Genomic DNA, 12486 nt, shown 5'->3' with positions numbered 1-12486 from the left:
CCAATCCGTCACCGGACAGTGACCATGGGTGGCCTTCGCTAGCGTCGACCGGGTGTCGCCCACCGACGGCCCGGACGCCGAGCCGGCCGAGTCGAACGAGCCGACCGAGCCGGCTGGTTCGACCGAGCCGGCCGAGCCCACCGAGCCGGCCGAGCCGGCCCGGGTCGTGGCGGCCGCCCGGCAGCTGGCCGAGGCCGAGGGGTGGGCGGCGGTGACCCGCCGCCGGCTGGCCGAGCGGACCGGGGTCGACATCGAGAAGCTGTACCGCCGCTTCCCCGATCCGGCCGCGCTGGTGGCCGCCGTGGCCCTGCGCGGCTTCGCCGACCTGGCCGCCGCCCTCGCCGCCGCCCGGGAAGCGGCCGGCGGCGAGGGCGCCTGGCCGGCGGTGGTGACGACGTACCTGGACTTCGCGTACGCCAACCCCGAGGTGTACGACGCCATGCTCGCCCACACCCCCGACCTCACCCTCGGCCGGGATCCGGCGCCCGGCGCGCCCCGCGCCGCCTTCGCCGAACTGCGCGCCGCGCTGGCGCCGCTGGCCGCCGGCCGCGACCCCGACACGCTCGCCGAGATCGGCTGGGCCCTCCTGCACGGCACGGTCATGCTGACCCGGGGCGGCCGGCTGCGACCGGAGACCCAGGAGCAGAGGGAGGACCTGATCGCGGCCGGGCTGTTCGCCGCGCCCTGACCGGGCGGGGGCGACGACCGGGCGGGCGCCACGCGGCGGCGTAACCCGGATGACCTTCGGCGGCGGCGCGCAGTAGCGTGTCCCGGACGCCAGACCCGGGAGGGGAACCCATGGAACAGCGCCGGGACGCGGCGGTGCTCGTCTTCGACGCCGACGACACGCTCTGGGAGAACAACGTCGTCTTCGAGCGGGTGATCGACGACTTCCTGGACTGGCTGGAGCACCCGACGCTGGACCGGGCGCAGATCCGGGCGGTGCTGGACGACATCGAACGCGCCAACGCGGTGGCCCACGGGTACGGCAGCAAGGTCTTCCTGCGCAGCCTCGGCGAGTGCCTGGAGCGGCTGCGCGAGCGGCCCGCCACCGAGCGGGAGCGCCGGGAGATCGACGAGCTGGCCGCCGCGCTCGTCGCCCATGAGGTGGAGCTGATGCCCGGCGTCGCCGACACCCTGGACGCCCTCGCCGGCCGGTACGACCTGTTGCTGCTGACCAAGGGCGACCGGGAGGAGCAGCAGCGCAAGCTCGACGCCTGCGGGCTGCTGCACCACTTCGACGCCGCGCACATCGTGATGGAGAAGGACGTCGCCACCTACCGCTGGCTGGCCCGCGAACACGGCTTCGACCCGGCCCGCGCCTGGATGATCGGCAACTCCCCGAAGTCCGACATCCTGCCCGCCCGGGCCGCGGGCATGAACGCGGTGTTCATCCCGAACGACAACACCTGGGTGCTGGAGCACGACGAACTCGACCCGGCCGACGAGGGCGTACTGCGCCTGACGGAGTTCACCGACCTGCTTCGGTACTTCTGAGCGCACGCGGGCGGTAACGTCCGGTAGGTGCCCCTGACGTTTCCCTCGCACCTGGCGCCGGTGCTGCCGCTCAAGCTGTGGCGACCGCGCTGGTTCGACGGGGTGGCGCTGGCCACCGGCGCGGTGTCGCCGGACGTCGCCTACCTGTTCACCGGCACCGGGATCGAGCTGGGCGGGCACACCCACACGGCCGGCGGGGTGCTCTGGTGGGGCCTGCCCGTCGCGCTGGCCTACGCCTGGATCGTCCGCCGCACGGTGGCCGGGATCGCGGTGCACCTGCCCGGCGACCGGTTCTTCGCCTGGCGGGACCACGCCGCCCTCGGCGCCGTCCGGCACCCCTGGCAGGTCACGGTCTGCTCAGCGCTGATCGGTGCGGCCAGTCACGTGCTCTGGGACCGGGCCACCCACACCGAACGCTGGCTGCGCCTGGTCGGGATCGACGACTTCCACGCGCGCACCGGCATGTACTGGTGGCTCTTCTCGGACCTGGTCAGCAGCGCGGTCGGCGGCGTCGTGGTGGTCGCCCTGGCGGTGCGGGTAGCCCGCCGGGGTGAGATCTTCCAAGGGGTACGACCGCCTCCGCCGCCGGCGCGGCCCGCCGTCTTCTGGGCAGTGGCCCTGCCGGTCACCGCCGCCGGTGCGACGGTGCTGCCGCTGCTGCCGGCGGCCACCGTGCCCGCTCCCGCCGGGGTCCGCCTCCTGCACCTGGCGGCCCTCGCGCTCATCGCCGGCGCCGGCGCGGCGGGAGCGCTCTCCGTCGCCCGGACGTCCGACGTTCGCACGGGTCGCTTCGAGGAGAAACAGCGTCAACCCGGGTAGCCGCGTTACGCGGACATGCCGCATTTCAGGATTGGTATCAATCACATTCGGCGCAGCCCCGGATTGCTTGTCCGAGCGGCGGCCGGATGCCTAACCTGGGCGCGCGTTCACGGCTCTTCGGGGTGAGTCGGGAACGCACCGAAGTCCGGTAGTTGGGCACCGTGGAGCTGAGTGCAGGCGGGCCGGCTCGCCGTGCTGAGCCCGGCGTGGGCGGCGTGCCACGCCCGCCGTGCTCGCAGCGGCGATTCCGCTACCACACCGGACGGCTGGTGGTCAGGGCCGGGGAGTTGCGGACCCGGTCCTGACCCGCCACCAGAACTGTTTACACGCGATCCCTCTTCTCCACCGGAAAGAGAAAGCGTCGCGAGCCTCTCCCGCGTTACATCGACCCGCCGAAATTGTGCGACGAGATCCGTCACCATTTCCGGGACCCCGGAAAGGTGGCCGGGATGCGATCATCTGGCGAATGGAGCCGACACCAGTCGCCGGTGCCCCCGTCGGAACGACGACGGGCCGGGCGAAGCCGATCCCGCCGCCCAACCGGGCCTCCCGGTTGACCACCCTGCCCGCCGCGACCACCCAGGTCGTCGTCGTGACCGGTGACAGCTACAGCACCACCTACGCCACGCTGGAGACCTTCCACAAGGTGGGCGGCCACTGGGTGGCGGTCTCGGCGCCGTTGCCCGCCAGGGTCGGCTCGAAGGGCTTCAGCGACAACCACCTGGAGGGCGTGCCGACCACCCCCACCGGGGTCTACTCGTTCGGCCCGACCATGTACGGCATCGGCGCCAATCCCGGGGTGCGCTACCCCTACCACCAGGTCGTGCGAGACGACTGGTGGAACGAGAATCCGAACTCGTCGGCGTACAACACGTTCCAGCACACCGCCACCAACCCGGGCGGCTACAGCGAGGCGCTGTGGACCGAGACGCCGGCGTACACCCACTTCGCCGTGATCACGTACAACATGCCGCCGAACGTGGCCAAGCCCGTCGCCGGGGCCGGCAGCGGGATCTTCCTGCACGAGTACAGCACCTCCGGCGGCAACGCCACCGCGGGCTGCGTGAGCATGTCCCACGCCAACCTGGTCTCGGTGCTGACCTGGCTCGACCCGGCCCGCTCGCCGCGCATCGTCATCAGCCCGGTGCAGAACCTCGGCCGCTACTAGCCGGAGACGGCGCCAGCGGACGCAGACCGACCGCGCCGGCCCCGAGGGTCGGCGCGGTCGGCGTACGCCTGTGTCAGGAGACCTCGCTGCGGACGATGGCCACCGCCACCCGGCAGAACTCGTCCATGTCCGGGTTGAACCCGGCCGCGATGTCCGGGTGCAGCCCGGCGCGGGTCTCGTCGAGCAGCCGCTGGCAGACCTGCTCGATCGGCTCGCCGGCGTAGCTGGCCCGGACCCGTTCGGTGGCCGCCTGCAGGGCCGAGGTCAGCTGATCCTCCAGCGCGCCGCGCAGCTTTTCCTGCACGGGATCCAGCGCGCTCGGATCGAGCGTGACATGTGGCTCCGACATCGGCGCTCCCTTCGTCGGCGTCCGCGGTACCCCACCGCGGTCGTCGGTCAAACCCCGGCCGGTACGGCGGCCACCCGGACCTGGTACGAGAAGTCCTCCGCGGGCTCCTCCGCGTACGACAGCCGCCGGATCTGCCGGTCGTCGTCGTAGAGCGCGACGTCGACCAGGACACCGAGATGGGCCAGCCCGATGTTGGCGACCCGCTTCTTGTCCTGGAGCACCGCGCACACCCCGCCGAGCAGGGTGCTGGCGTCCGAGGTGCGGTGCCCGGGCGGGCAGCGCAGGATCAGGTCGACCTCGACAGGCCCGGCCAGCGGTGTCCAGCCGGTGTGCTGGGCCGCGGCGCAGGCCGCCTGGAGCAGGGCGCGGACCCTCGTCGCCTGCCGGTGTCCGGCGGCGAAGATGGACAGCGCCTCGGTCTTGACCGGTGGCAGGCCGCTCACCTCGAACGTCAGGGCGAGAGCGCGGGTGTCCTGCACGACGGCACCTCCTCGTGGGGACGATCCTGCCCAACCGGTGGATCGGCGGAGGGAAGTTCGCGCGAGAACCAACCGATCGGGCGGGCTGGGGTCGGCCGGAGGCGTATCGACTTCGACGGCGACGCGCTGGCTGGTGAAGCTCACCTGACGCTAGTCGACCCGGCGGGCGCGGGGTAGCCCCACCGCGCCCACCTGCTGGGAACGCCCGCCGGTCAGGCCGGCCGGCGCGGAGCGAAGGCGCAGAACTCGTTGCCCTCCGGGTCGGCGAGCACCCACCAGCTGATCTCGGCGTCGGGCTCGCGCAGCAGCGTCGCCCCGGCGGCGATCAGCGCGGTGGCGTCCGGGCCGGTCAGGTCGACGTCCCAGTGCACCCGGTTCTTGACCCGCTTGCGCTCCGGCACGGGGTCGAAGACCCAGTAGTCCCAGGGGAAGCCGGTTGCGCCGACCACCGAGGCGTGGCCCTCCGCCGTGGTCTTCACCCGGCCGCCCACCACGCCCGCCCACCAGGTGGCCTGGGCGATCGGGTCGGCGCTGTCCACGACCAGCTCGAACGGCCCGGGCCGCCTACCCTCGCGGGGCGCGAACGCGCAGAACTGGTTGCCCTCCGGGTCGGCGAGCACCCACCAGCTGATCTCGGCGTCGGGCTCCCGCATCAGCCGGGCGCCCGCGGCCAGCAGCGCCGCCCGCTCCGCGTCGGCCAGTCGCAGGTCCAGGTGGACCCGGGTCTTGCCGGTACGCGGCTCGGGCACCCGGTTGACCCAGATCGACTCCGGCCCGGCCCCGCCCGATCGCGGGTCGACCCGGAAGTCCCCGTCACCGGTGTCGACCACCTCGCCACCGAGGACCCGGGCCCAGAACCCCGCCAGCGAGCGGGGGTCGGCGGCGTCCATGCAGAGATCCTTGAAGCGCGCGATCATCCGGTCATCATGCCGCCCCGCCGACCCTCATGATCCACGCGGTGTGCGGCGTGTCGCGGTCTCCCGCGGGCAGGACACCGCGACACGCCGCGAACCGTGAGCCGGGGGCCGGGGGAGGTCAGCGGCGGCCGCGCTTGACCTCGTGGAAGGCCGGCAGCCGCAGCAGCGGCAGCAGCGAGTCCCAGATGGTCAGCGCGTCGTCGAGCTCGGGCACCTCGGTCAGGATCGGCCCGTGGATGCCGCGCTCCGCGCCGGGCACCATCAGCACCGGCGCGCCGATGTCCGGGCCCGCCGAGGCGTACGCCAGGGCGTGCGACTCGCGTACCGCCTGGTCCCAGCGCTCGTCGTCAAGGGCCGGCGCCGCCTCGCCCAGCCCGGCCGCGTCGACGGCCGCGGTCACGATCGACGCGGCGAGCGGGTTGCCCGCGTCGTGGCTGCGCGCGCCGAGTTCGGCGTAGAAGCGGGCGACGTCCTCGGGACGGCCCTGGGCGCGCAGCGCCTCCACCAGCCGCAGCGCCCGGCTCGACGCGGTCAGCACGTCGGCGAACTGCGGCGGGACGTTGCCCTCGTTGAGGATCGCCAGGCTGAACGCCCGCCACTCGACGCTGAGCCCCCGGGCCTCGGCTACCCGCACCAGCCAGCGCGAGGTGCGCCAGGTCCACGGGCAGGCGGGGTCGAAGAAGAAGGTCGCACCCATCGGCCGAGCCTACGGCGGGGCCGACCGGCGTGCACCGCGATGATCCCGCGCACACCCGCGCGACATGCGCGTCGTCACGCTGAGGTTTCGCGCCGTCGCGGGTCGGGCACTGTGGGCGCACGAAACGCCCGGACTTGGCGCGATTCCGCCGCCCACCGCCCGGGCCGTCTCGCCGTGCGCCGGGGCACGGGCCTTTCCCCGGTCACTCGCCGAGGAAAGGGGGAGGGCGATGACGACAGACCCCGAAGCGATCCGACATCGGCGCCGTCCGGGTGTCCGGCTCGGGGCGGCGGCCGCCGCGCTGGCGCTGGTCGCGCCACTGGCGGCGTGCGGCTCCGATGGCGGAAGCGGCGGTACGCCCACGATCAACCTGTACTACCCGCCGGAGCAGAACCTCCAGAAGGTGGTCGACGACTGCAACGCCCAGGCACAGGGGCGTTACCGGATCGCCTACCGGGTGCTGCCGCGGCAGGCCGACGACCAGCGGGTGCAGCTGGTCCGTCGGCTGGCCGCGCAGGACACCGGGATGGACGTGCTCGGCCTCGACGTCACCTGGACCCAGGAGTTCGCCAGCGCCGACTGGATCCGCGAGTGGACCGGCCAGGACAAGGCCGAGGTGGAGCAGGGCACGCTGACCGGCCCGCTGGAGACCGCCCGGTACGAGGGCAAGCTCTACGCCGCCCCGAAGAACACCAACGTGCAGCTGCTCTGGTACCGCAGTGACCTGGTGCCGCAGGCCCCGACCAGCTGGGACGACATGATCAAGGCAGCCCAGGACCTCAAGGGACAGGGCAAGCCGTACCAGGTGCTCACCATGGGCGCCCAGTACGAGGGACTGGTCGTCCTCTACAACACCCTGGCCGAGAGCGCCGGCGGGAAGATCCTCAGCGACGACGGCAAGCAGGCCGTGATGGACGACGGGACGGTCAAGGCGCTCGACCAGCTCAAGCGCTTCGCCACGTCGGGCGTGGCCTCGCCGTCGTTCAGCAACGCCACCGAGGACCCGGTACGGCTGGAGTTCCAGGCCGGCGGCGGCGCCTTCCAGGTCAACTGGCCCTTCGTCTACCCGGCGTTGCAGGAGGCGGACCCGGAGCTGGCCAAGAAGGTCAAGTGGGCCCGGGTGCCGGGCATCGACGCGAACACCCCGAGCAAGGTCACCATCGGCGGGGTGAACATGGCGGTCAGCGCCTACTCGAAGCACCCGACGGAGTCCTTCGAGGCGGCCAGGTGCATCCGCAACGAGAAGAACCAGAAGTTCTCCGCCATCAACGACGGCGTGCCGCCGACCATCGAGAAGGTCTACGACGACCCGGAGATGGCCGAGGCGTACCCGATGAAGGAGACCATCCTCGACGAGCTCAAGGACCCGGCGGTCCGACCGCTGACCCCGGCGTACCAGAGCATCTCCACGGTGATGTCGGCGATCCTGTCGCCGCCGTCGGGGATCAAGCCGGAGCGGACGGCCGACGAGTTGCGCGACGCCATCTCCGACGCCCTCCAGTCCAAGGGGGTCCTGCCGTGAGCGAGCGAACCCAGCGCCGCACGGCCAGCGGTGATTCTGCGGAGGTGACGGCATGAGCATCAACGCCACTCCCCCCGGGGCGGAGGTCGCGGCCGAGGCCGAGCGGCCCACCGGCCGGCACGCGGCGGTGCCCGCCCAGCGGGCCGGCCGCCGGGCGAGGACCCCGCTGAGCGAGAACAAGAAGGCCGAGCGCCGGCTGGGCTGGCTGCTCTGCGCCCCGGCCGCGCTGGTCATGCTGCTGGTGACCGCCTACCCGATCATCTACTCGGTCTGGCTGTCGCTGCAGCGCTTCGACCTGCGCTTCCCCGACCAGCGCGAGTTCATCGGGCTGGAGAACTACGCCACCGTGCTGACCAACGAGTTCTGGTGGACCGCGTTCGGCGTCACCATGCTGATCACGGTGGTCACCGTCGCGGTCGAGCTGGTGCTCGGCATGGGGCTGGCGCTGATCATGCACCGGACGCTGATCGGCCGGGGCATCGTCCGCACCTCGGCGCTGATCCCGTACGGGATCGTCACGGTGGTGGCCGCCTTCTCCTGGCGGTACGCCTGGACGCCCGGCACCGGCTACCTGGCCAACCTCTTCGACGGCAGCGCACCGCTGACCGAGCGGGCCAGCTCGCTGGCGATCATCATGCTGGCCGAGATCTGGAAGACCACCCCGTTCATGGCCCTGCTGCTGATGGCCGGGCTGGCGCTGGTGCCGGAGGACCTGCTCAAGGCCGCCTCCACCGACGGGGCGACCGCCTGGCAGCGGTTCACCAAGGTGATGCTGCCGGTGATGAAGCCGGCGATCCTGGTCGCGCTGCTGTTCCGCACCCTGGACGCGTTCCGGGTCTTCGACAACATCTTCGTGCTGACGGCGGGCGGCAACGAGACCTCCTCGGTGTCGATGCTCGCCTACAACAACCTGATCCGGGGCCTCAACCTCGGCATCGGTTCGACGATGTCGGTGCTGATCTTCCTCACCGTGGCGATCATCGCCTTCGTCTTCGTGAAGCTGTTCGGTACCGCTGCCCCGGGCAGCGACGACTCCGAGAGGCGCTGACATGGCCGAAACCACCACCCGGGCGAAGCTGCGCTGGGGTCTGCTGGACGTCATCGTCGTCGTCTTCGCGCTGATCCCGGTGCTCTGGATCGCCTCGCTGTCGTTCAAGACCCCGGCCACCCTCACCGACGGGAAGTTCATCCCCCGCGAGTGGACGCTGGACAACTACCGGACGATCTTCGACACCGACCAGTTCGTCCGGGCGCTGGTCAACTCGATCGGCATCGCGCTGATCGCCACGCTGATCGCCGTGGTGCTCGGGGCGATGGCCGCGTACGCGATCTCGCGGCTGGACTTCCCCGGCAAGAAGCTGCTGGTCGGCGTCTCCCTGCTGATCGCGATGTTCCCGCAGGTGTCGCTGGTGTCGCCGCTGTTCGAGATCGAGCGGCAGCTCGGCCTCTTCGACACCTGGCCGGGCCTGATCCTGCCGTACATCACCTTCGCGCTGCCGCTGGCGATCTACACGCTGTCGGCCTTCTTCAAGCAGATCCCGTGGGACCTGGAGAAGGCGGCGAAGATGGACGGTGCCACCCAGGGCCAGGCGTTCCGGCGGGTGATCGCCCCGCTGGCCGCGCCGGGCCTGTTCACCACGGCGATCCTGGTCTTCATCTTCTGCTGGAACGACTTCCTCTTCGCGATCACGCTCACCTCCACCGAGCGGGCCCGCACGGTGCCGGTGGCGCTGTCGTTCTTCACCGGCGAGTCGCAGTTCGAGGATCCCACCGGGGCGATCTGCGCCGCCGCCGTGGTGATCACCATTCCGATCATCCTGTTCGTGCTCTTCTTCCAGCGCCGCATCGTCTCCGGACTGACCTCCGGCGCAGTCAAGGGATAGGTGGTAGTCGTGGCTGACATCGTGCTCGACAAGGTGAGCAAGCGGTTCGCGGACGGGACCGTGGCGGTGCAGGACGTCGATCTGGAGATCGCCGACGGCGAGTTCGTCATCCTGGTCGGCCCCTCCGGCTGCGGGAAGTCCACCACCCTCAACATGATCGCCGGGTTGGAGGACATCAGCTCCGGCGAGCTGCGCATCGCCGGGCAGCGGGTGAACGACAAGGCGCCCCGGGACCGGGACATCGCGATGGTGTTCCAGTCGTACGCGCTCTACCCGAACATGACCGTCCGGGAGAACATGGCCTTCCCGCTGCGGCTGCAGAAGCTGGACAAGGAGACCATCAACCAGAAGGTGGAGGAGGCGGCCAAGGTCCTGGAGCTGACCGCGCTGCTGGACCGCAAGCCGGCCAACCTCTCCGGCGGCCAGCGCCAGCGGGTGGCGATGGGTCGCGCCATCGTCCGCCAGCCCAAGGCGTTCCTGATGGACGAGCCGCTGTCCAACCTGGACGCCAAGCTGCGGGTGCAGATGCGCACCGTGGTGTCCCGGCTGCAGAAGCAGCTCGGCACCACCACCGTCTACGTCACCCACGACCAGACCGAGGCGATGACCCTCGGCGACCGGGTGGTGATCATGCGGGGCGGCGCGGTGCAGCAGGTCGGCCCGCCGCAGGAACTCTACGACCACCCCCGCAACCTCTTCGTCGCCGGTTTCATCGGCTCCCCGTCGATGAACTTCCTGCACGCGGCGGTCTCCGACGGCACCCTGCGGACCGCGCTCGGCGACGTGCCGATCGGCGACCGGCTCCGCCGGCAGCTCGACGGGGCCGATGCTCCCCGCGAGCTGATCCTCGGCATCCGTCCCGAGCACTTCGAGGACGCCGAGCTGGTCGACGACGAGACCCGCCGCCGGGGCATGGAGTTCGAGGCGCCGGTGGACATCGTCGAGTCGATGGGCTCGGACAAGTACGTCTACTTCACCGTCGAGGGGGAGCGGGCCAGCGCCGCCGAGCTGGAGGAACTGGCCGCCGACGCCGGCGCCGCCGACTTCACCGGCACCGGCGCCAGCCTGGTCACCCGCCTGTCGGCCGAGTCCCCGGTGACGGAGGGCACGAGCCGCCGGGTCTGGTTCAACCTGGAGAAGATCCACCTGTTCGACCCGTCCAGCGGGCGCAACCTGACCCTGCACGAGGGCCGGGCCGCGGGCGCGCTGGCCGACTGACGGTCGTCGCCGAGGGGCCGGTGGGTGTGCACCCCCGGCCCCTCTCGCGTTGCCGCCCCAGCCCCGCCCCAGCCCCGGCCTTGCCGCGGCCCACCACCCCGGCCTTGCCGCGGCGGCCAAGAACACCGGCGCCGGCGGCATGTTTGATGAACAACCTGTATGCCGGCAGTAAGAGGATGGTCGACGGTGAGGGCTCCAGCGGCACCATGGGCGCGTCGGAGGGGAGGGACTGGTCAACAAGATGGAGATCGTTGAACTGGAGATCGCGGGACACGACTGGAAGTCCCTGCGGTGCGGGTGTGGCAGGTCGGCGGCGCACCTGGCCGGTGACTTGTTGAAGCTTGCCCGGGCTCAGACCGACAGTGACGTGGACCGCGTTGCGCTGGACGACCATGTCATGGTGCCCCCGGGCCTGCTCGTCGAGCCGGCGCTGCCGGTGGTCTCCGTGGCGCTGGCGGCTCTGGCCGACGAGACCTCCCCGAAAGCGCGCTTCACGTTCCTGAAGACGCTACTGCTCCTGGCTGGGGGCGGCGAAGGTCAGACGTTCGAACTCGATCGCCAAGGCAGGGATCTTCCGGCCGAGTGCGCTGCTGCCGCTCAGAACGGCATCTGGCTGCTGTACCGCGAGGTCTTTTCGGGCCCGACCATGGGAGCGGTGAGCTACGCCTACGAGATCCTGACTCTCATCGATGATGATGAGGAGCGTCTGGACCGGGTAAGGGTCGCTGCCGGCGCCCGATTGAGCGAGGACCTGCGCTAAGAGGGCGCCTTTGTCGACAGCCGTTGGTGCATTGGATGGCTCACGCTTGGGTGAGCGTTGGAATCCCTTCTGGTGGTGTTTCCGTCACCACTTGCACTCGATGCCATGGCCGAGGAAGTCGGCGTACCGGGTGAGGGCCGCCTCGACCCGGCCCCGCATCGAGTCGTCGAACGGGGTCAGCTGCCGCACGGTCACGCTGACCCGGGCCCGGCCGATGGTGCGCTTCCAGGTGCCGAGCACCCGGCCGCCCCGCACGATCGTGGACTGGAAGACGCCGTTGCCGCCGGGGACCACGGCCTGCCGGTGCGCCGGGTCGAGCATCAGCGTGCGGTCCTTGTAGCCGAGCAGGTACTCGTCGAACCCGGGCAGCGCCAGCACGTCGTCGCGCGCGGTGCGGGGCGCGTCGAGCAGCGCCGCGTCGAGCACGGCCGGCACCCCGTCCACCTCCACCGTGGCCAGGTCGTCGCCGGCGACTGCGATGCCCCGCCGGGCGTCCGCCGCGGTCAGCCCCGTCCACCCGGCGAAGTCCTGCCGGGTGGTCGGCCCGTGGGACCGGAAGTAGCGCAGCGCCAGCAGACCCAGCGCCTCGTCGCGCTCGGGGCGGCGCGGCTCGGGCGCCCACTCGTCGAGCAGGGCGAAGGTCTGCTCGGTCCCGACGTGCGGGGCGATGCAGGTGACGCCGCGCTGGCTGGCGTACCAGAGCAGGTGGTAGCCGCGTTGGCCGGCCGGGTCGAGGCCGGCAGCGGCCAGGGTGGCCAGGCACTCGGCGCGGGTGAGCCGGCCGCCGCCGGCCAGCGCCGCCCCGAGCACGTCGGCCGCCCGGTCGGCGTCGGCCTCGGTGAGGCCGAGCGCGGCCCGGCGGGCCGCCGCGCCGCTCAGCGCCCGCACGCCGGTCACTTCGAGCATCCAGCGGGCGTCCCGCGGGGGTACGAGGTGCACCGTGCCCCGCATCGGCCAGGTCCGCAACGCCTCCCGGCGCTCCAGCGCCGCCCGCACGTCCGCCACCGTCCACCCGGGCAGCCGGCTGCCCAGCGACCACAGGCCGCTCGCCGCGTCCTGCGCCTGCATCGCGCCGAACCACTCGACCACGCCGGCGACGTCCCGCGGCCGGCTGCGCGGGTGCTCCCGCAACAGCAGGCTGGTCATCCGTAACGCCAACGCCTCGCCGCCGGTCAAC

At 71.7% G+C, this 12486-nt stretch carries 14 protein-coding genes; 9 read left to right on the top strand and 5 right to left on the bottom strand.

Annotation, left to right across the window (positions count from 1 at the left end; genetic code table 11):
* Positions 1-28 precede the first annotated feature (28 nt).
* The 4 genes from V6U89_RS24945 to V6U89_RS24930 all read left to right on the top strand — a co-directional run bounded on the left by V6U89_RS24945 (position 29) and on the right by V6U89_RS24930 (position 3484).
* Entirely contained in the window at positions 29-688 is a 660-nt protein-coding gene (locus V6U89_RS24945; protein ID WP_334574066.1) for a TetR/AcrR family transcriptional regulator, read from the top strand.
* 110 nt (positions 689-798) lie between these two features.
* Positions 799-1497 carry an HAD family hydrolase gene (locus V6U89_RS24940; RefSeq protein WP_334574064.1) on the top strand — a complete coding sequence of 233 codons (699 nt, stop codon included), beginning with the start codon at positions 799-801 and terminating at the stop codon, positions 1495-1497.
* Between the two features lie 27 nt (positions 1498-1524).
* Positions 1525-2316 carry a DUF4184 family protein gene (locus V6U89_RS24935; protein WP_334574062.1) on the top strand — a complete coding sequence of 264 codons (792 nt, stop codon included), beginning with the start codon at positions 1525-1527 and terminating at the stop codon, positions 2314-2316.
* 466 nt (positions 2317-2782) lie between these two features.
* Positions 2783-3484, top strand: coding sequence for a L,D-transpeptidase family protein (locus tag V6U89_RS24930; RefSeq protein WP_334574060.1), 702 nt, complete (start codon positions 2783-2785; stop codon positions 3482-3484).
* Between the two features lie 73 nt (positions 3485-3557).
* Here V6U89_RS24930 and V6U89_RS24925 read toward each other — a convergent pair whose 3' ends face one another.
* From V6U89_RS24925 to V6U89_RS24910, 4 genes are all read right to left on the bottom strand, one after another.
* Positions 3558-3833, bottom strand: coding sequence for a hypothetical protein (locus tag V6U89_RS24925; RefSeq protein WP_334574058.1), 276 nt, complete (start codon positions 3831-3833; stop codon positions 3558-3560).
* A gap of 47 nt (positions 3834-3880) precedes the next feature.
* Positions 3881-4312, bottom strand: a complete 432-nt coding sequence (locus V6U89_RS24920; RefSeq protein ID WP_154936135.1) for a RusA family crossover junction endodeoxyribonuclease — start codon at positions 4310-4312, stop codon at positions 3881-3883.
* 212 nt (positions 4313-4524) lie between these two features.
* Positions 4525-5229, bottom strand: coding sequence for a VOC family protein (locus V6U89_RS24915; RefSeq protein ID WP_334574054.1), 705 nt, complete (start codon positions 5227-5229; stop codon positions 4525-4527).
* Between the two features lie 118 nt (positions 5230-5347).
* A complete protein-coding gene (locus tag V6U89_RS24910; RefSeq protein ID WP_334574051.1) occupies positions 5348-5926 on the bottom strand; it encodes a mycothiol-dependent nitroreductase Rv2466c family protein in 579 nt (192 codons plus the stop codon).
* 229 nt (positions 5927-6155) lie between these two features.
* Here V6U89_RS24910 and V6U89_RS24905 point away from each other — a divergent pair, with 229 nt between their 5' ends.
* The 5 genes from V6U89_RS24905 to V6U89_RS24885 all read left to right on the top strand — a co-directional run bounded on the left by V6U89_RS24905 (position 6156) and on the right by V6U89_RS24885 (position 11309).
* The gene (locus V6U89_RS24905) at positions 6156-7448 is read left to right on the top strand and encodes an ABC transporter substrate-binding protein (protein WP_334574048.1); all 1293 of its coding nucleotides are present in this window, start codon (positions 6156-6158) and stop codon (positions 7446-7448) included.
* 52 nt (positions 7449-7500) lie between these two features.
* Positions 7501-8496, top strand: coding sequence for a carbohydrate ABC transporter permease (locus V6U89_RS24900; RefSeq protein WP_334574046.1), 996 nt, complete (start codon positions 7501-7503; stop codon positions 8494-8496).
* Between the two features lies 1 nt (position 8497).
* Positions 8498-9331, top strand: a complete 834-nt coding sequence (locus tag V6U89_RS24895; RefSeq protein ID WP_280838339.1) for a carbohydrate ABC transporter permease — start codon at positions 8498-8500, stop codon at positions 9329-9331.
* Positions 9332-9340: 9 nt separating this feature from the next.
* Positions 9341-10549: an ABC transporter ATP-binding protein gene (locus tag V6U89_RS24890; protein WP_334574041.1), complete on the top strand. Its 1209-nt coding sequence runs from the start codon at positions 9341-9343 to the stop codon at positions 10547-10549.
* Positions 10550-10790: 241 nt separating this feature from the next.
* Positions 10791-11309, top strand: a complete 519-nt coding sequence (locus V6U89_RS24885; RefSeq protein ID WP_334574039.1) for a hypothetical protein — start codon at positions 10791-10793, stop codon at positions 11307-11309.
* An 84-nt stretch (positions 11310-11393) separates the two neighbouring features.
* Here V6U89_RS24885 and V6U89_RS24880 read toward each other — a convergent pair whose 3' ends face one another.
* Positions 11394-12455, bottom strand: a complete 1062-nt coding sequence (locus V6U89_RS24880) for a winged helix DNA-binding domain-containing protein (RefSeq protein ID WP_334574137.1) — start codon at positions 12453-12455, stop codon at positions 11394-11396.
* Between the last annotated feature and the right edge of the window lie 31 nt (positions 12456-12486).

This window comes from Micromonospora sp. CPCC 206171, assembly GCF_036906755.1.
GTDB classification, from domain to species: domain Bacteria; phylum Actinomycetota; class Actinomycetes; order Mycobacteriales; family Micromonosporaceae; genus Micromonospora; species Micromonospora purpureochromogenes.
This window is presented reverse-complemented; position numbering and strand designations above follow the sequence as displayed.